Annotated in this window: 12 protein-coding genes; 9 read left to right on the forward strand and 3 right to left on the reverse strand. The window is 52.6% G+C overall.

What is annotated here, in order from left to right; all coding sequences use genetic code 11:
* Positions 1-316 precede the first annotated feature (316 nt).
* Genes B5D52_RS13120 through hsdR form a run of 3 tightly spaced genes read right to left on the reverse strand, consistent with a single transcriptional unit; the run spans position 317 to position 6,371 of the window.
* Entirely contained in the window at positions 317-1,693 is a 1,377-nt protein-coding gene (locus B5D52_RS13120; protein ID WP_016146999.1) for a restriction endonuclease subunit S, read from the reverse strand.
* Entirely contained in the window at positions 1,693-3,111 is a 1,419-nt protein-coding gene (locus tag B5D52_RS13125; RefSeq protein WP_016146998.1) for a class I SAM-dependent DNA methyltransferase, read from the reverse strand. The genes B5D52_RS13120 and B5D52_RS13125 overlap by 1 nt, the downstream gene beginning before the upstream one ends.
* Positions 3,108-6,371: a type I restriction-modification system endonuclease gene (hsdR, locus tag B5D52_RS13130; protein WP_016146997.1), complete on the reverse strand. Its 3,264-nt coding sequence runs from the start codon at positions 6,369-6,371 to the stop codon at positions 3,108-3,110. The genes B5D52_RS13125 and hsdR overlap by 4 nt, the downstream gene beginning before the upstream one ends.
* 808 nt (positions 6,372-7,179) lie before the next feature.
* On the opposite strand from hsdR, the gene B5D52_RS13135 reads away from it, so the two are divergent.
* From B5D52_RS13135 to B5D52_RS13175, 9 genes are all read left to right on the forward strand, one after another.
* Positions 7,180-8,118, forward strand: a complete 939-nt coding sequence (locus B5D52_RS13135; RefSeq protein ID WP_016146996.1) for a flavodoxin family protein — start codon at positions 7,180-7,182, stop codon at positions 8,116-8,118.
* Between the two features lie 222 nt (positions 8,119-8,340).
* Entirely contained in the window at positions 8,341-10,449 is a 2,109-nt protein-coding gene (locus B5D52_RS13140; RefSeq protein ID WP_016146995.1) for an FAD-dependent oxidoreductase, read from the forward strand.
* Between the two features lie 3 nt (positions 10,450-10,452).
* Positions 10,453-13,173 (forward strand): FAD-dependent oxidoreductase, encoded by a 2,721-nt coding sequence (locus tag B5D52_RS16760; protein WP_016146994.1) that lies wholly within the window; start codon positions 10,453-10,455, stop codon positions 13,171-13,173.
* A gap of 6 nt (positions 13,174-13,179) precedes the next feature.
* The gene (locus tag B5D52_RS13150; protein ID WP_016146993.1) at positions 13,180-13,689 is read left to right on the forward strand and encodes a DUF1097 domain-containing protein; all 510 of its coding nucleotides are present in this window, start codon (positions 13,180-13,182) and stop codon (positions 13,687-13,689) included.
* 6 nt (positions 13,690-13,695) lie between these two features.
* The gene (locus B5D52_RS13155; protein ID WP_016146992.1) at positions 13,696-14,487 is read left to right on the forward strand and encodes a DAPG hydrolase family protein; all 792 of its coding nucleotides are present in this window, start codon (positions 13,696-13,698) and stop codon (positions 14,485-14,487) included.
* 388 nt (positions 14,488-14,875) lie between these two features.
* Positions 14,876-15,922, forward strand: a complete 1,047-nt coding sequence (locus B5D52_RS13160) for a Gfo/Idh/MocA family protein (RefSeq protein ID WP_016146991.1) — start codon at positions 14,876-14,878, stop codon at positions 15,920-15,922.
* 17 nt (positions 15,923-15,939) lie between these two features.
* Positions 15,940-16,854, forward strand: coding sequence for a sugar phosphate isomerase/epimerase family protein (locus tag B5D52_RS13165; protein ID WP_016146990.1), 915 nt, complete (start codon positions 15,940-15,942; stop codon positions 16,852-16,854).
* A gap of 23 nt (positions 16,855-16,877) precedes the next feature.
* Positions 16,878-17,822, forward strand: a complete 945-nt coding sequence (locus B5D52_RS13170; RefSeq protein WP_016146989.1) for an ROK family glucokinase — start codon at positions 16,878-16,880, stop codon at positions 17,820-17,822.
* Positions 17,823-17,848: 26 nt separating this feature from the next.
* The gene (locus B5D52_RS13175) at positions 17,849-18,925 is read left to right on the forward strand and encodes a substrate-binding domain-containing protein (protein WP_040332702.1); all 1,077 of its coding nucleotides are present in this window, start codon (positions 17,849-17,851) and stop codon (positions 18,923-18,925) included.
* Positions 18,926-18,937 lie beyond the last annotated feature (12 nt).

An 18,937-nucleotide genomic window follows, 5' to 3' on the forward strand; every position in this document is an offset into this window, starting at 1 on the left:
TTAGCCGGTTGTGGCAGCAAACGAGTTTCCGCTGAATCTGTTGTAGGAAACGGAATGAAAGCATTCCAAAGCCAAGTGAGGAAGAGCTCAATGCCATGTATATGGACAGTTTAAATTCTGTAAGCAGCACAAAATCTATATTGCCGAAACAAAGAATAGGGGACTGGCCGTACAGGCCAGCCCCTTTGTTATTGTGGTCCCTTTGCCGCTTCTATCGTTATGCTAGACATGTCCTCGGCTTTTTTTGTAAAGATCGATATAATTACCCATGAATAAAATTTCAATCATACGCGATCTGTTGCATTCCGTGGATACGCTACCTGTCGGATGCGGACAAGACTTGCCGGAGCAGCTCGACCGCACTCTCCTCGCTGGGGTCATTGGTGCCGAGTTCGCCGCGGAAGGCACGGGCGAGGATGGATTTTTTGATGAGGTCAATCTGTTCGAGAACTTTTTCGGCGGCTTCCTTGGCCTGCTGTTCTTTGGTGAGGAGGTTGTTGAGGATGCGGACGATTTCAGTTTGTTCATAGACAGAAGGTGTTAGTATAGGAATCCTTGACAATGCTTGACCTGTTAGATGTTTTATAGTTGTTCCCGTAAAATATTTTGCCAATGTTCCATTGATACTCATAAAGTATAAATTGTAACAAAGGAATTCACTGATAACTTTTTCATTTGGACGAAATCTATGTAATGCTTTTTGGAAAATCAAGCGTGCATCAGGTCCTTTCCAAATTGCACACCTACCCGGTTCACCACCTTCGCATATAAATAAATCTCCATTCTTTACAGAAAGCAATTTTATTTCCTCTTCGGTTGCCTGCATCAAAGATACATCGCCCATATCAAAAGAAAACCAACGAACATTAACATTACGCAGATAAGGAACCATATCTCCTTTATTTTTTGCTTTATCCAGCATTTTACCTAACTTTGAAATTCCAAGCTCTGAATATGTAAGATGTTTCCAACTCTCCATCCCCACGCCATGTTCTTTTCTCCACTGGGCAGTGAGTTCACCGGTAAAGGCTTTGTGGAGAATGGCAGCTTTGCGAGTTTCAAAGCTATCCAGTGCATCCTGTGCCTTTTGCTTGGCCTCATCCAGTTTGGCGAACAGGCTTTCAATGCGGTCCACAATGCGCTGCTGTTCTAGCAGAGGAGGAACTGGGATGGGGTAAGTTCGCACATGATCCATGCTGATACGCTGCTGACCAACGGTTCCACTATATGTTGCAATACCGCCACGAATAAACTGTTCCTGAGATATAAACCAGAATGTATATTTTTGATTCATGTGTGATTGGCGCAGTATGACAAGCTCAGTTGTACCCCCGCCGATTCCATTAGGCAGATTGTTTAGGAGCATAGATTTTCGATTTTCAAAACATGGGGAAATCTTTGCAAAAGCAACATCACCATCTGCAAATTGTGTGTGTCCTTTTTTTGCTTTACACCATGGCTGAACATCAAACGAATATTCGTTTACAAACCCCGGTGCTATCTTTTCCATAGGTATAAATGCTGCATCTACGAAATCTTCTGCAAGATTTTTGGGATTTATTTGATACAACTTACCTAAATGAATCCAACACCAATTCTCCGGAATCTTGTACGGCTGCTCGCTCTCGGGCACCAATGCCGCCTGTAAGAGCTCTTCCGGCGTCAGGTTCTCTTTTTTTCGTCCTCTCGCCATCAGTCCTGCACCTCCAGCGCACGCAGTTCCTTCACAACGCTCATGAGCAGGTCGACAGCCTCTTCCAGGTTAGCTGCCGCTTCCTCTGCACTTTCTGCCGGGTCTGGCAGGTCGTTGTAATCGAGGACCGAGTCGTCCCGAATCAGTCCCAGATCTAGGCTGTTGCCCTTTTCCGCGATCTGCTCCCGCGTGAACACGCTCCAGCGTTCGTTCTGTACTGCGTGACGGTCTTTGGCTTCGTAAGCCTCTTCAAAGTTTGCAAAATGCTCAGCTTTCAGTGGTGTGTTCTTGCCAAAGCTGGGCATATTGGTGCGCAGGTCATAGAACCAGACCTCTTTGGTGTTTCCCTTGTCGGTCGTGCCGCGCTCAAAAAACAGAACGTTGGTTTTGACACCCTGCGCATAGAAAATACCAGTCGGCAAGCGCAAAATGGTATGTAAATTGCACTTATCCATCAGGTCACAGCGAATCTTTTCGCCGTCACCGTCGGCAAAGAGCACGTTATCCGGCAGTACGACTGCTGCGCGTCCGGTTCCGTCGGTCACCAGACTGCGGTAGATATGCTGTAAAAAGTTGAGCTGCTTGTTGCTGGTCGGATAGGTGAAGTCGTCACGGGTCGCACGCTCACCGCCTTTTTTAGTGCCGAAAGGCGGGTTGGTTAGCACCAGATGATATCCGTTCATGCTCCTGCCAATGTTGGACAGGGTATCTCCAAGGATGATCTGACCCTCAATGTCGTGCAGCATGGCATTCATCAGCGCCAAACGGTGGGTATCATGCACCAGTTCGCAGCCGGTAAACGCCTGCTTGCGCTCAAATTCTGCTGTTTCGGCATCCAGATCGTAAAATTCATCGGTTTGATCTTTCACGTACTGGCTGGCCGCAATCATGAAACCGAACGTACCACACGCCGGGTCATTGCAGCGCTCACCCAGCTTGGGCTTCATCAGACGGGTCATAACGTCGATCAGCACACGGGGCGTAAAATACTGCCCTGCGCCTGATTTCTTTTCGTTTGCGTTCTTTTCCAGCAAACCTTCGTAAAGATTGCCCAGACCTTCTTCCTTGGCCGAATACCAATCCAGTTCGTCGATGGTCGTGATGATCTTTTCCAGATTCTTGGGCTCGTCGATATTGGTGGCAGAACCCTGATAGATTTCGCGCACACGACCGGTGCACTCATCGCCCAAGTGGGTCAACAGCTCCTTGTAAAACTTTTTCAGCTCAATGCCGCTCTTTGCCCTGAGCTTGTCCCAGCGGTACGCCTCTGGAATCTGACGCTCTGCACCGGTCTCCTTAGCCATCTTGAGAAACAAGATATAAGTCAGCTCGGTGACGTACTGGTGATAGGTGATGCCGTCATCTCGCAGTACATTGCACAGATTCCACAGCTTGGATACGATTTCTTGGGTTGTCATGCGATGGTTCCTCCATCATCGTACAGGTATCCGTTCAGCTCCTGCACGATGCTTTCTAATTGATTTTCAAATATTTTATTGATTTTTGCAAAACCGCCTCTATTGCGAAAACGGCCGTCTTCGTCAAATACCTGAACGCTGAAGACCGATTCTTCTAACAGATATTTCTCCATACGTCCGATCCAGGTCAGCTCCTGTTTGGAGAAGTCGTGCGCCTTCTTGAGCTTGTCCACAGCTCTGTGAATGCGCTCCTCATGACCGACCAGCACTGAGCCGATGGCATAGCGGCGGATGAGACTGATGAGGTCTGCCGCGATTTCCTCGCTGGTCAGTTCAGAAATTGCCGTGTTGAGCTGCTGCACGGTGAATCCTTCTCGATCGAGCGCCAGTCGCAGCGATTTCAGGCTCTCGCGCGTGAGATCGCTCGGTCGGGTGCAGACCAGATTGAGCGCCGTGATTTCGTCGCGGTGGTTCTGGACATACTGCGCAAATGCATCTAGATAATCTTCCGGCCGGCTGCCCTTGCCATAGCTGCGCGTATGTGAGAGCAGTCTGTCTTCCTTGTCGGAGATTACAACCGTTCGGCCGCCGCTGGGCTGCATCTGCTGCACCATTTGGAATAAGTCCCGGCAGGAAAGCAGACGGTTCCGTGCAGCGGCAGGCGACTCGTGTTCAATTTCGGCGATAAACTGTGACGGGTCTTTTCCACCGGTCATCGCTCGGAAATGCTCCTGCGTATCCTTGCTCATACGGCGCTTTTTTCGCTGGAGCTTGGCAATGATCTGGTCAATCTGGTTTTGAATCTTTCGGTTATCGTTCAGCACTTCCAAGCCGTCCAAAAGCTCATCAAAGGTCGCCGAAGGATTGACAACGACCGGCTTCATAGTGTTCACCGGATCGAGCGCGTCATATACGCCAACCGCGTCGTAAATCTCAAAATGTGTCTTGTCGATCTGCGGGCATAAACGGGTCGCGCGTCCCAGCATCTGCTCAAACAGAATACGAGACTTTACGCGACGCAGAAATACCAGCGAGGTGATCTGCGGTACGTCAATGCCGGTGGTCAGCAGGTCAACCGTGACCACCATACTGGGGTAGCGCTCGTTTTTGAAGCGCTTAATCATTTCCATGATTCGCTTTTTATCGCCGCCGCCAGCTTTGCCGGTGATCTTCATGATTGCATCGTTATCTACACCTTGCTCCGCATAGATTTCCTTCAAAATCTTTACGATCAGGTCAGCATGGTCGTCATTGACGGCATAGATGAGCGTTTTACCCTGTTCTTCCGGGTTTTCTGGATCAATCTCACGGGCAATTTGGGTCAGAACGGTACGGTTAAAACTCTCGGTGATGACTTTGCGGTTAAACTGGTCGATGTCAAAATCCAGTTCATCTTCTAGAAGCTCACTGTTGGTCACCTCGCCCGTAACCGGGTCATAAAGCGTGACCGTATCGCCAAGCTGATAATAGATTCCTTCCGTACCCAGCTCTGTTGTGTAATAATGCGGCGCATCGTGGTCTACCAGATAGCCTTCGATGACCGCCTCACGATAAGTATACTTGAACACCGGTTCTCCGAAAATTCGGGTTGTCTGCAAGGCGGGTGTTGCGGTCAATCCGATTTTAACCGCATCAAAGTAGTCGATGACCGCACGGTATTTGCTCTGGTAGTCGGTCTGATCTCGGTATAACAGCTCATCATCGCTCATGTCACGGTCAAGAATATATCCACGGTGTGCCTCGTCCACGATGATGACGTCGTAGTCGGTGACAGCCGGCATGGTGTCTCCATCCTGATACAAAATCCGCTTGACCATGCCCTGCACGGTGGCAATCTGAATACGCGTTTCCTTTTCGATGCTTTTATCTTCCAGACCCTTGATGTTGTAAATGTCGTCCAGCGTCATCAAGTCTTCCAGCTTGACTTCCTTGAATACGTCCATAGCTTGCTCGCCCAGCGCGGTGCGATCGACCAGAAACAGAATCCGGCGAAAGCGCTTGGTGGTCAGGAAACGATAGATCATACCCAGCACCGTGCGGGTTTTACCGGTGCCGGTTGCCATGGCAATCAACGCAGTCTGTCTGCCGGAGATGATTGCCTGCTCGGTTGCACGAATGGCTTTGATCTGGTATTCACGCAGGTTTAATCCATCCGGATCGCGCAATAGATCGTATGACAGCGCCTGCAAATTGGCATTGCCCGCAGCAATGTCTTTTTGCAGCAGTTCCTGTATGCCCGTCGGACTCATCCAACCGCGCAGCGCTCGGGGCACATTGGAAGGACTGCGCAAGTCCAGAAACCAGATGCCGGATTTGGTTTGCAGCTGCTCCAGATACGGTCTGCCGTTGGTGGCAAAGGTAAACGGGACCTTGTATTCTCCCCAGGTGCCAATGGTGTATTTGGTATCTTCTGCACGGATATTTCTGGGATATTCCTTGCCCTGATAATCGATGACCGATGGAATGTCCTTGTGAATGGCTTTGGCCTCAATGATTCCCACAAGCTCTAGGTCGATGAAAAGCGCATAGTCCGCAAATCCGCGTTTTCCGATCTTGGAATCGGTCGGCCATTCTGCAATGGCACGGTAATGCCCGCGTGCCGGACGAGTTCCTTTGGAATACCGCAGGTTTTCCGTGTCCGCTTCCCATCCGACCTTTCTTAACTGCTCGTCAATTAAATAGCGTGTTTCTGCTTCTGATTTCTGTCGTTGACTTGCTGCTCGCTTTGCACGTTCTTTGCGTTCAGGAAAGGGAATAACCGAGGCAAATTGTACCTGATCTTGTGCCTGCTTGGCGAGCCTAGCATCTTTTTCATTCTCTGCATCCCGATCTTTGACGACCGCATTTTGCTTTTGCGGCATCACGAAATTATGGTGCTGGTAGTTCCAATCTCCGTATGTCTGCATAAACCATTCGCATAAGCTATGTGCCATTTGCAGCAGAGATTTCGCATCGGAAACAGAAGCATAATTTTCATGGGCGGCTTTGTTTCTGACTTTACGCAGCGAATGGAGAATGTCGCACAGCTCTCGGTCGATGAGGCCTTCACGAAACAGAATATCGATTTTGGACGCAGCGGTCTGATCGAAAGGAAGGGGGAGTTTGTCATAGGCAAACATTAGATTTACGATTGTTTCACCGATCATGCCCAATTTCATCAGACAAGAATTGGGATCTGAGTAACAATATCGCTCTGCCAGACAGCCGAAATCTGCGAGAACGGGAAATTCTTCTTTCAAAAAGTCAAAATTAGAAGGCATGTTGTTACTCCTCTCTTTTGTTTCGATGCAAGCGAATGATAAAGCAGTAAATCTATAATCGCGCATACTATTAAAATTGTATCATGAATGTATGGTGTTCTCAACAGAGAGCACCTAGCTTTCATAATTTGAAGTTATTTTACCATGATTGTTCTAATGTGGAAGATAAGGATTGCTCTAATGTAATGCAAATTTTCACCTCGTTTTATATCCGGAATGTTCTCTATTTGTGCAATAATCTAGTTGATAGCATTCTCTATTGTATTCCCAACAAGTCCGCATATAAAAGCACGTAAAATCTCCTAAATACCTTCTTATTTCCATATTATCAGATAGAAATAAGGGGGTATTTTTTGCACGCAGATCGAATAGTTTGATAAAAAAGAGCATAATTTTAAGACCAGAGGGTGCCCTGAACAAAAAAATTTATATCACACTGTGCATCGACTGAAAAAATCAGCAGAATTTTGGATAATGCTCTCCACTTATATTATGTTCTTAACTCGTATATTTCAAAAATGACAATGCCCCTTGATGCAACAATAAATCTATTGCATCAAGGGGCTGTATCTTTAAATTTAGATGCATTTTAAGAAGCATCCTAGCCGTGTGTGAGCATATGTAAGATCAAAATTTCACGATTAAAATTGACCTAACTTCGGGGGAGAAGGAATGAGAAAACGCAAGGGGTCAAAAAAATATAATGAATCTAAAAGAAAAGGAACGGCGCGAAATAAATAGGGACGGTATAATGGACACAACAAGACAACCTTTTGGATGATCGGTTGATAGAAAGGAATGAGGCTGTATGTATAAGGTGATGGGTATTACGGCAGGGCGCAAGAACAGCAACAGTGAAATTTTGCTCAAGGAAGCGCTCATGGCCTGTGAGGAAGCTGGCGCAGAGGTGACGATGATTAACCTGCGTGACTATAATATTCTGGATTGTACGGGCTGTACGGCGTGCACCAAGGGGATGAGTCAGGGCAAGAATGTGGGCTGCGTGCTTGACAGTAAGGATGATAAAAAGAAGATCATGGAAGCCATGCTGGAACAGGACGGCGTGATTATTTCGGTACCGACCTATGATCTGATGCCGGCATCTCCGTATCTGACCTTTGCGCAGAGAAGCCTGAGTTATGAAACGTCATTTCTTGAGACCATTGGTGCGATTGCGCATAAAGATCGCGTTGCCGGTTTAATTGCGGTTGGAGGTTCGACGCGGTCGTGGCAGTCGATGGCGCTTGAGGGCTTGCAAGCGACGATGTTTACGACAGACTTGAAAGTCGTCGATATGCTGCTGGCTACCCGGGTACCGGGCAATGCACAGTGCCTGCTGGACGATGCACTGATGGCACGCGCGAGAAAAATGGGTGAGCACATCATGCAGGTAGTACAGACCCCGCCGGAGGAACGCACTTGGCTGGGTGAGGAGGACATGGGTTGGTGCCCAAACTGTCACAGTAACGCACTGGTACTGGGTGAACCCCAGTGGGATGGTCTGCACTATCCGATCGAGTGTCAGGTTTGCGGTGCAGGCGGAACGCTGGAGCAGGTAGATGGCAAGTGGAAGTTTGTCATTGCTGAGGACGGTCTGCTCAAGGATCGTACGACGGTTGCCGGACGTGCCAAGCATCTCGAGGAGATTGCAGCCACCCAGGGGGGCTATTATGGCGATCCAGAAGCTATGAAGAAGGTACAGGAGCGCAAAGCAAAGTATGTACGCAAGACGTTTCCTGCAGTTTGAGTATAGAGCGTGCAATAAATGACGGTTGATTATTGCGCGTGCGGATAACCGTATGAAACAAGATGTAAATATCGACAAGAAAATAGAAACGAGAAGGAAGTGTGCGCGCGGATTGGCTGATATACTGAAATATAGAGAGAATATCGGCAACCCGGACGGTATGTGACCGTGCACATCGGTTCGGAACGCACTTTTGAGAATGCTTTACATGGAGGATTGTCTATGATTACACTCCAGATTGATGGAAAAACCGTGACCGTCCAGTCCGGAACCAACGTGCTGGAGGCTGCGCTGCAAAATGGGATCTATATCCCACACTTGTGTCATCATCCCGACCTGCCTGACATCGGCTCGTGCCGTCTGTGTCTGGTCGAGGTTGAGGGCAGGGAAGGGGTCGTCCCTTCGTGCAAGCTGATGGCCGAAGAGGGTATGGTCATTCGCACGGACAGCCCGGAGATTTCGCATCTGCGCCAGCTGTCCATGGAACTGATTCTGGCTGCCCATCCGGAGGACTGCTCGACCTGTCCCAAGTACGGACGCTGCGAGCTGCAAACCCTTATCCAGTATATGGGCACCTCGGCAACCCGTATGCATACCCGCGTTAAGGGTTTTACCCGAGATGAGCGCAATCCGCTTTTGATTCACGACATGAACCGCTGTGTTCTGTGCGGTCGCTGCGTGCGCGCCTGCCAGGATCTGCGCGGCGTGGGCGTGCTACAATACAATCAGTCGAATATGGAAACCTACATCGGCACCCTGCATGATAAATTACTTAAAGATGTCGATTGCCGGTTCTGCGGTGCGTGCGCCGAGGTCTGTCCGACCGGTACCATCCGTGACCTGATCAACTACACCCCGACCGAAAAGCGGGACACGCTCATTCCCTGTCAGGCGACCTGTCCGGCGCATACCGATGTACCGCGCTATGTCCGCTATGCCAAGGAGGGAAAATTCGAGGAAGCCACCGCGGTTATCCATGAAAAACTACCGTTTCCCGAGTGCTTGGGACGTGTATGCGCCCATGCGTGCGAGACCAAGTGCCGCCGCGGGGATGTCAACGAGGCGGTGTCCATCCGCAACATCAAGCGTTATGTCGCCGAGCACGCCGAGAATGTGCTGTGGAAGAAGAACAGTAAGCGTTTGCCTGCGACCGGAAAAAAGGTATGTGTCGTCGGCGGCGGCCCGGCAGGCATGACGGCAGCCTTCTATCTGGCGAAGCAGGGATATGCGGTCACACTCAAAGAAGCATACCCCAAACTGGGCGGACAGATGCAGTACGGCATTCCGTCCTATCGTCTGCCGCGTGAGGTCGTAGACAGAGAGGCGGCTTATCTGACTGAGTTCGGCGTAACGGTCGAGACCAATTGCCGAGTCGACCATCCAAAAGAACTGCTTGACCAGTTCGACGCAGTCATTCTGGCAGTCGGTACCCATCAGGGCGTGCGTCTGCCCATGACCGGCAGCAATCTGCAAAATGTCCTGCTCAATACCGATTTTCTGCGCAACGCGTCCATGGGTCTGCCGACCGGCATGGGCGACAAGGTCATCGTGCTGGGCGGCGGTAATGTCGCCTTTGACTGTGCCCGCACGGCCAAGCGGCTGGGCGCACAGGAAGTGCACGTTGCCTGTCTGGAAAAGCGCGAAGCCATGCTGGCTGATGACGAGGAAATCGAGCAGGCACAGGAAGAGGGCATTGAGGTACATCCAGGACAGACCTTCGAGGCCATCTGCGGCGAAACCGCAGTCACCGGTGTCAAGTTCTGCAACGTCAAGAGCTTTACTTTTGATGAAAACCGTCGTGCGATCATCGAGAAGGAGGAAAACTCCGAGCACGAGATTGCAGCGGATACGGTCATCTTTGCGGTCGGTCAGCGTACCGATCTGGCAGAGGATTCCGGACTGGAGCGCGGACGCGGCAACTGCATTGCAGCCGATCCCGAACACTTCACTACCAATATTTCCGGTATTTTCGCCTGTGGCGATGCCATTTATGGCACCAAAACGGTCATTCAGGCGGTGGAATCCGGCCGAGAGATTGCGTCCGTGGTTGACCGATACTTGGGCGGCGACGGCGATATCTCCGAGGTTCTGGCACCGGTCGAGAAGCCCGATCCCAAGATTGGCAAGGTCGAGGGCTTTGGTGATCTAAGCCGCGCAGGCGAGGATTTCGTTCCGGCGAACGACCGACAGGACAACTTTAACCCCATCAGCCGGGGCATCTGCGACAGCAGCCTGTGCGGTGAGGCCGCACGCTGCCTGCAATGTGATCTGCGCTTCACCATCACGGGCAGCCGCCTGTGGAGCGATTACCATACGGACAAGGAGGCGTAAGAAATGAGCATGATGCAGAACAACGCGCAGGCGCTGGTCAAGCTGCGCGGTATGACCCGTGCAGATTTGGAGACTCGATTTGACACCTATGCACCGGTACAGGGTAAAATTGTCGGCGCACTGTACAACGCGGACACCGATGGCATGAAGAATATCCTGCTCAAGTTCAATCCGGCGGGTGTTGTGGCCGGACTCAAGATTTTGACCGTGCTCACGGGTGCGGAGAGCGCCGAACTGAGCGTCAACTGTGAGGTCAACGCCCAAGAATTGCAGGCGAATGCCGGACAGGTTGACCTCAAACTGACCGTCACCGAGGAAAAGATGGTCAACAAGCGTGCACATCAGAATGATCTGCTGGTACCTTTTGATACCCTGACCGCACTGGCTGTGCGCCTGATGGATGAGCAGCCGGGCGTGCTGGTGTGCGTGGATGACCAGACCCCGACCGAGGTTGCCCCCGAGACTACACTGGACAAGCTGGTGGGTGAGGACATCAAGGGCGTGCTCACCGACCATGTATTCTACGCGCCTGAGCAGCTGGCAAGCGTGCGTGCGGACAGTCTCACAAGCGGCATGATTCATACCCTGAAAAATGAGCACTGCATGGTGCATGAGACGGGTGAGGAACTGCTGCGCCTGCGCCAGAAGAGCTGCGGCAAGTGTATATTCTGCCGAGAGGGACTTTATCAGCTGTCTCAGGTTATGCAGGACGTATCCGAAGGACGCGCCAAGGCAGGCAATCTGGCACTGGCTGAGGAGATCGGCAGCGCCATGACCGTATCTTGCAACTGCACACTCGGCGAGAGTGCAGCACAGCCTGCGCTGTCCGTGCTCAAGTCCTTTGGCCGAGAGGTGGAAACCCATTACAAGAACAAGCAGTGCCCGGCAGGTGTGTGCTTGTCACTGACACAGATCTATATCGACCCGACGCTGTGCAAGGGCAGCGGCGCATGCGCAGCTGTCTGCCCCGAGCAGTGCATTCAAGTGAAAGATGGCTATGTGTCGGTCATTGATTCCTTTGACTGCACGCGCTGCGGCAAGTGCCTCACCGCCTGTGCGCAGGGCGCGGTCAAGAAGGTGTCCGGCCGTGCACCCAAGCTGCCCGACCGTCCGGTGCGCATCAAGGGTGCCAAGGTGGCAGTAACCACCGAAACCACCGAAAAGACGCCGCGCAGGAGACGGCGCACCGCGCTCAGGATCGAGCGTCCGGTACACACCCAGAGTCAGCCCATCCAACAAACAGAGAAAATGCAGGTGAAGATTATGAAGACCATGGAGACAGATGTAGTCATCGTAGCAGGCGGCCCGGCCGGTCTGGCGGCAGCCATCACGGCAGGCGAGCGCGGCCTCAAGTCGGTGATTCTGGAGAAGTCCAGCGCAACCGGCGGCGCAGCCAATATGGGTATGGGCCCCTTGGGCATTGATACCCGCATCCAGCGCGAGCAGTTTAACGACATCAGCGTGGAAAAGGCGCTGCACATGCACATGAATTACACTCATTATCAGGTCGATGAGGATCTGGTACAGACTTACTTCAATAAGTCGGCTGATACCATCCAGTGGCTGGAAGATATGGGCGTCGAGTTCGCCGGTGCATTCCGCTACTTCAAGGAATCCGAGGCTACTTGGCACATTGTAAAGCCGGAAAATGGTGTCATCGGCCCGCGTGCGGCTAGTGCCATGGTCAAGGTGATGACCCAGCGGGCCAAGGAACTGGGCTGTGACATCCTGCTCGAGACCCCGGTCACTTCGCTCATTCAGGAGGATGGTAAGGTCTGCGGCGCGGTTGCGGTCGACAAGGATGGAAACGGCATTGAGGTGCGTGGCAAGGCGGTCATTGTGGCAACCGGCGGCTTCGGCAACAACAAGGACATGATTGAGCAGGAATTCGGCCTGCATCTGGGAGAGGACTTCTTCCCGTTCCAGATTCCGGGCATCACGGGCGACGGCCTGCGCATGATGTGGGATGCAGGCGCAGCCAAGTTTGGCGCGAACATCGAGGCAATCTATCAGATTCCCGACAACCTCAATTGGTTCCTGCTCGATGCCGTCCTGCGTCAGCCCAACTTGCTTATCAACCAGTGGGGCGACCGCTTCATGAACGAGGGTGACATGGGCAACACCACCTATGTCGGCAACGCCCTGCGCTTGCAGCCGGGCAATTACGGCTACTGCATCATGGACGAAGGCATCCTCAAGATGTACAAGAAGAATGGCCCGGATATCGCGGATATCGTCCATCCGGCTGACGCCTTTATCGCCTTTGACGGACAGGCAGCCAAGGCAGTCGAGGATAATTACGAGGGCTATATCGAGGCTGAGACGCTGGAAGAGCTGGCCGAAAAGCTGAACATCGACGCAGACAAGCTGCGCGACACCATCGACACCTACAACGAGATGTGCGAGCGCGGCGTGGATACCCAGTACCACAAGCCCCAGAAGTACCTGCATCCGATCACCGGCCGCGGCAAGTATCTGGTCGGCAAGTACTACGTTGCCGCTTACGGCACGGTCGGCGGCGTGCGCATCAACAAGTACTGCGAGGTACTGGACGCAGACGGCTGTCCGGTTGACGGCCTGTACTCTGCGGGTTCGGATGCCAACACTATCTACGGCGACAGCTATAACTTCACCCTGCCGGGCAACACCATGGGCTTTGCGGTCAACAGCGGTCGTATGGCAGGCGAGAGTGTTGCCGATTACATCGCGGAATGTGAGGGCTAAGACAGGATGGAACGCGGAAAATGGACGGAAATCTGGACGCTTGCCCTGTGCATCGCCCTGTTTCCGCCCATCTGGGCGGTATGCGCCCCATATATTCAGGTAACGACCGGCAGCGTCGCACTGATTTGTGCCGGATTGTACGTTGCCCACGGCAATAGCGCCAAAAACGCACTGAAAATCAGCATCGGCTTCCTGCTGGGCGACCTGTGGGCGATTGCGGCACTGCGTCTGATGGCAGCCTTGCCGGTTTCCCAGAGCGCAGCCCTGTTTGTGACTCTGTTCGTCATGGGCGGTCTAGCCGTGCTGATTTCGGGATTTATACCCAAGTATATCGATACCCCGTCCTGGCTGTGCGGCTGGGCCATCGGATTGACCATCCTGTCACCCGTACCCCAGACCGAAGTGCTGTCGCTCGCATGGCAGATTGCGGTCGCTATGCTGGTCGGTGTGTGGTACGTCGGCGTGTTCGTCGGCGCGGTACAGAGCAAGATGGTCGCAAAATTTACAAAGGAGTGAGCGAATATGGCAAAGAAAGTTGGCGTTTGTCAGGAAGAACGCGGACTGCCGTACTTCAAATATTTTGAGCAGGATTTAGCCCCCATCCCGCAGGAAAAGCTGGATGTCCTGCACGCAGGGCCATCTGAGCAGATGGGCGTGCCTTTTGCCGACAAGAACCTATTTCTTGCAGGCAAGGACGATGATTACTGCCAGGTCGGCTTTGGCGTCTACGAGGACGGTACAGCATTTGTGTGCAATACCACGTATATGCCGAATGTGACCGGCGAGATGCTGGACTGGTGGTTCCCGTGGCACAGTGTGGGCTCCGATCTGCGCTATAAGATTTGGGATCCGGAAGATCACTATTTTGCACGTGCAGACAACGCAGCTTATGTGTGCGACCCAAACGTACCCATGCACCAGAAAACCTGGGGCGTGAACCACTATGTGCTCGAAGACGTCGGCGGTGGGCCGGATGCACTCAAGCTGTGCTTCAAGAGCCCCAAAGACTTCGGCTATGATCCGAACCAGGTCGGCACCGACGTGTGTCAGTCCATGGTTTGTGCGGTCGGTGAAGGCAACTGCGCCGCAGCAATGACACATAAGTGGTATCCGTACCGGGACGGCGTGCTGTTCTGCTCGCGGTTCTGGATCGGCTACGGCATGGTGGACGGCAAGATTCAGAAGATCGTACCAGACGACGTGCGCATCCCGGACTTTGTCCCCATGGGACTGTTTGCCCATAACATCAAGGAATTTACCAATCTGGCCGCCATTTTGCCGGTGGTTTACGCGGAAAACCGCGATCAGTTCTGATTTTTTGGCCGAAAAAGGACGACTCCAACCTTTTTGCAAGGGCTTTGGGCACGATTCCTGTTCACCTCCTCTCAAATTTGCATAGAAAGACGGCTGTACCGTGCGGTTTCTCTATGTGAACGCCCAAAACATCGAAAAACCTCGGTACACAAGCCCCCTTTTTGTAAGTTATTCATAAGAGACTCAAAGCTCCAGGTCAAAAAATATATACTCGCAATGACCTTTTTCCCACGTCCAATGGCGTTTTACGGAAAAAGGTCATTTTTTATGCCCTCTGACTGCAAGAAATCCGAAGTCAAAAATGGCGAAATATACTATCATTAAGACAACAAAAGACTGGCAGAAAACAGGAGAAAGCGCAGAAAAGACAGAAAAGGAGCTGACGAGGATGAACGTAAAATTAGGTATTATCGGTTTTGGCGGCATGGGCAAGTGGCATGCACAGAACGCGCCGCGTGCGGGCGTAGAGATCGCGGCAGTGTGTGATATTGACCCGGTCAAGCAGCAGGAAGCGGTCGAAATGGGATATAAAATGTATCCCTCTGCCGAGGAATTGCTGAGAGATGACAATGTCAATACCGTTATTTTGACCGTACCGAATTATCTGCACAAAGAAATGTGCATTAAGGCCGCGGAGGCAGGCAAACATGTCATCACCGAGAAACCGGCGGCGATGAATGTGCAGGAACTGGACGAGATGGAGGCTGCATGCAAGAAGGCTGGCGTATTTTTCACCTCTCACCAGAACCGCAGATGGGATAAGGATATGTTGATCGTTAAGAAAGCATATGACGAAGGCCTGCTGGGCAACATCTTCACCATCGAGTCTAAGTTACACTCGGGCAATGGTTACATGCATGAGTGGCATATTTATAAGAAGTACGGCGGCGGTATGATTTACGACTGGGGCGTGCATCTGATCGATCAGATTCTGTTTATGATGCCGCAGGCCAAGATTAAGTCGGTTTACGCCGATATCAAAAATGTCCTGCACGAGGAAGTAGACGACTACTTTAAGATCATCCTCAAGTTGGATAACGGAGTAACCGCACATATTGAGCTGTCCACCTACATTCTGGAATATCAGCCGCGTTGGCTGGCAGCTGGTGATAAGGGTACGCTAGTCGTCAAAAACTTCGGCTGTGAGGGCAATATCTACCGCACTGGCAAGATGCTGGAAAAGCTGCCGCCGCAGATCACCGAGACCGAGGCCGGCCCAACCCGTCAGTTCGCACCGGTACCGCCCGGAGGTATCGTCACCGAACCGTTGCCCACGGTCGAGACCGATTGGGTGAATTTCTACCGCAATGTTGTGGACGTACTCAACGGCAAGGCCGAGTCGCTCATCAAGATCTCCGAAGTACGCCGTGTACTGTCGGTGATGGAAGCGGCATGGAAGTCTGCCGAGACCAATGAAGCGATTTTGTTTGAATAATAGAGGAGGAACTTACAATGAAACTGGGTTTTATCACCGCGATCTGTGATGGTATGAGCTTTGAGGAAGTCGTGGATTTCGCGTCTGAGAACGGTCTGGAATGTCTGGAAGTTGCCTGCTGGCCGCAGGGCGGTGCGCAGCGCAGATACGCAGGCATCAGCCACATTGACGTTGCGAATCTGACCTCGGAAAAGGCAGCGGAGATCAACAAGCTGTGCGCTGATAAGGGCGTAGAGATCTCGTCTCTGGCATACTATCCGAATACTATGGACCCCGATCCGGTCAAGCGCGAGAGCTATATTGCGCACCTGTACAAGCTGATTGACGCATCGGCTATGCTGGGCGTGAACATGGTCACCACCTTCCTCGGCCGTGACCCGCACAAGACGGTCAAGGAAAATCTGGAGATGGTCAAGGAGATCTGGCCGCCGATCGTTAAGTACGCCGAGGACAAGGGCGTTAAGATTGCGATTGAAAACTGCCCGATGCTGTTCACCGACGATGAGTGGCCGGGTGGTCAGAACCTCATGACCTCGCCTGCAAACTGGCGCAAGGTGTTCGAGATCCTGGACAGCCCCAACTTCGGCATCAACTACGACCCGTCGCACTTTGTATGGCAGCAGATTGATTACATCAAGCCCATTTACGAGTTCAAGGACAAGATTTTCCACGTCCACTACAAGGACATCAAGCTGTACCGCGACAAGCTGGCTGATGTTGGCATCATGGCAACGCCGCTCGAGTACATGTCTCCCAAGCTGCCCGGCCTCGGCGATGTCGATTGGGGCAAGTATGTATCCGCGCTGACCGACATTCACTATAACGGCTATACCTGCATTGAGGTTGAGGACAAGGCATTTGAGTCCAGCTTGGACGATGCCAAGAAGGCGGTTGTACTGAGCGCCAAGTACCTGAGAAATTTCGTCATCTAAGCGACAGACAGAAGGGGAAGAACATGAGCAAAACATACGCATTCGGCGTGGATATCGGCGGAACGACCATTAAAATGGGTCTGTTTGAGACCAACGGCAAGCTGCTCGAGATGTGGGAGATTCCGACCCGCACCGAAGCCGACGGCAAGTTCATCTTAAATGATATTGCACAGGCTGTGGACGATAAGCTGAAAGAAAAGAAGATTTCCACCTTGGACGTGGAGGGCATCGGACTGGGCGTACCCGGTCCGGTTGGCCCGGACGGCACGGTGTTTAAGTGCGTTAATCTGGGCTGGGATGTGTTCAACGTCGAGCATCGACTGGGTGTACTGACCGGCCTGCGCGTCAAAGCCGGAAATGATGCCAACGTCGCGGCATTGGGCGAGATGTGGCAGGGCGGCGGTGCAGGCTACCAGAATATCGTCATGGTCACGCTGGGTACCGGTGTCGGTGGTGGTATCATCATCGATGGCCGCATTCTGCCCGGCATCAATGGCGCAGCCGGTGAGATCGGTCATCTGCCGGTCGAGGACAACCAGCCCGAGACCTGCACCTGCGGCAATCAGGGCTGCCTTGAGCAGTACAGCTCGGCGACTGCAGTTGCACGCAGCGCCCAGCGTTATCTCGACGAGCACCCGGAGGCCGAGACCAGCCTGCGCGGTGTACAGAACATCGAGGCCAAGGACGTGTTTGACGCGGCAAAGCAGGGCGACAAGGTTGCACTGGAGCTGACCGAGCGTGCGTGCGCATATCTCGGCAAGGGACTTGCTATGATCGCATGCGTGGTCAATCCGGAAGCCTTCGTCATCGGCGGCGGTATGGCGCGTGCAGGTGAGATTCTCATGGAATCGGTTCGCCGCAACTTCAAGCAGAAGGCCTTCCACGCCTCGCGTGAGACCGAGTTTAAGGAAGCAAAGCTGGGCAATAATGCCGGAATCTATGGCGGCGTGCGTATGCTGCTGAGCTGAGAGAGGAAGAAAAAGACGTGAAAAAGATGAAAAGATTTGCCGCTTGGGTGCTGGCGGCTGCCATGCTGACCGGCCTGACTGCCTGTGGAGGCGGCAGCGAAGAGCAGGCTGACGCGGGTGAAAACGCGGACAAGACCCATATTTATGTGCTGACCGCAGCCGAGGATCACGGCTGGACGGGTTCGGTTGCAACCTTTGCCAAGGAAAAGGTTGCCGAGATCAACGAGGAAGGTAAGTATTCGGCAGAGGTTATCACGGCCTCCGATGCTGCCGAGCAGATCACCAAGCTTGAGGATATTGCAGCTTCGGGCGGCGAGAACATCGCGGTTGTGATTCAGCCGATGGACGACACCGTACAGTCGGCCATCCAGCAGGTCATCGAAGCGGATATCCCGTACGTCACTTTTGACCGCATCATCGATGCGGTCGCACCGCAGGCAGTTTCCAACGTCAAGGGTGACAATCAGGGCGTTGGCGCGGGCGCTGCGGCCTACTTCGTATCGCTTGGCTTGACTCCTGGTGAGACCGTCTATGTCTACGAGGGCGATACCTCGTCGGTTACCACCCTGCGCAATCAGGGCTTCACCCAGTACCTCACCGGTGAGCTGGAATTTGACGGCCAGACCATCCCGGAGGACAAGAAATGGAGCGAGGACGATCTGAATGCGATTGTATATTCGGGCGCGATGAACTGGAGCCGCTCGGAGACCAAGGAGTCCTTCGAGTCGCTCATGGGCGATACGGCTAACACCGCGATCAAGTGGTTCTATGCCGAGGATGACGAGCTGACCATGGGCATTCTGGAAGCCCTTCAGGGCGGCGGCATTGCCGAGGATGCCAAGGCGGCATTTCTGGCAAATAAGCCGGTCATTACCGGCTGCGGCGGACTGGGTGAACTGTACGACGTACTCAAGGGCGAGAGCTATCAGGATATTGCGTTCCAGCTGGGTGGCTTGATGTCGGTTACGTACAGCCCGGCCATGATCCAGACCGCGATCACCGACATGACCGATTATCTGGACGGCAAGGCGGTCGAGCAGGATCACGTCATCGCCTGTGAGAATGTCACCGCGGAGAATGTAGACGAATACCCCGCATTCTAAACTTTTGGGAGC

The sequence above is a fragment of the Butyricicoccus pullicaecorum DSM 23266 genome (assembly GCF_900167005.1).
GTDB lineage: Bacteria > Bacillota > Clostridia > Oscillospirales > Butyricicoccaceae > Butyricicoccus > Butyricicoccus pullicaecorum.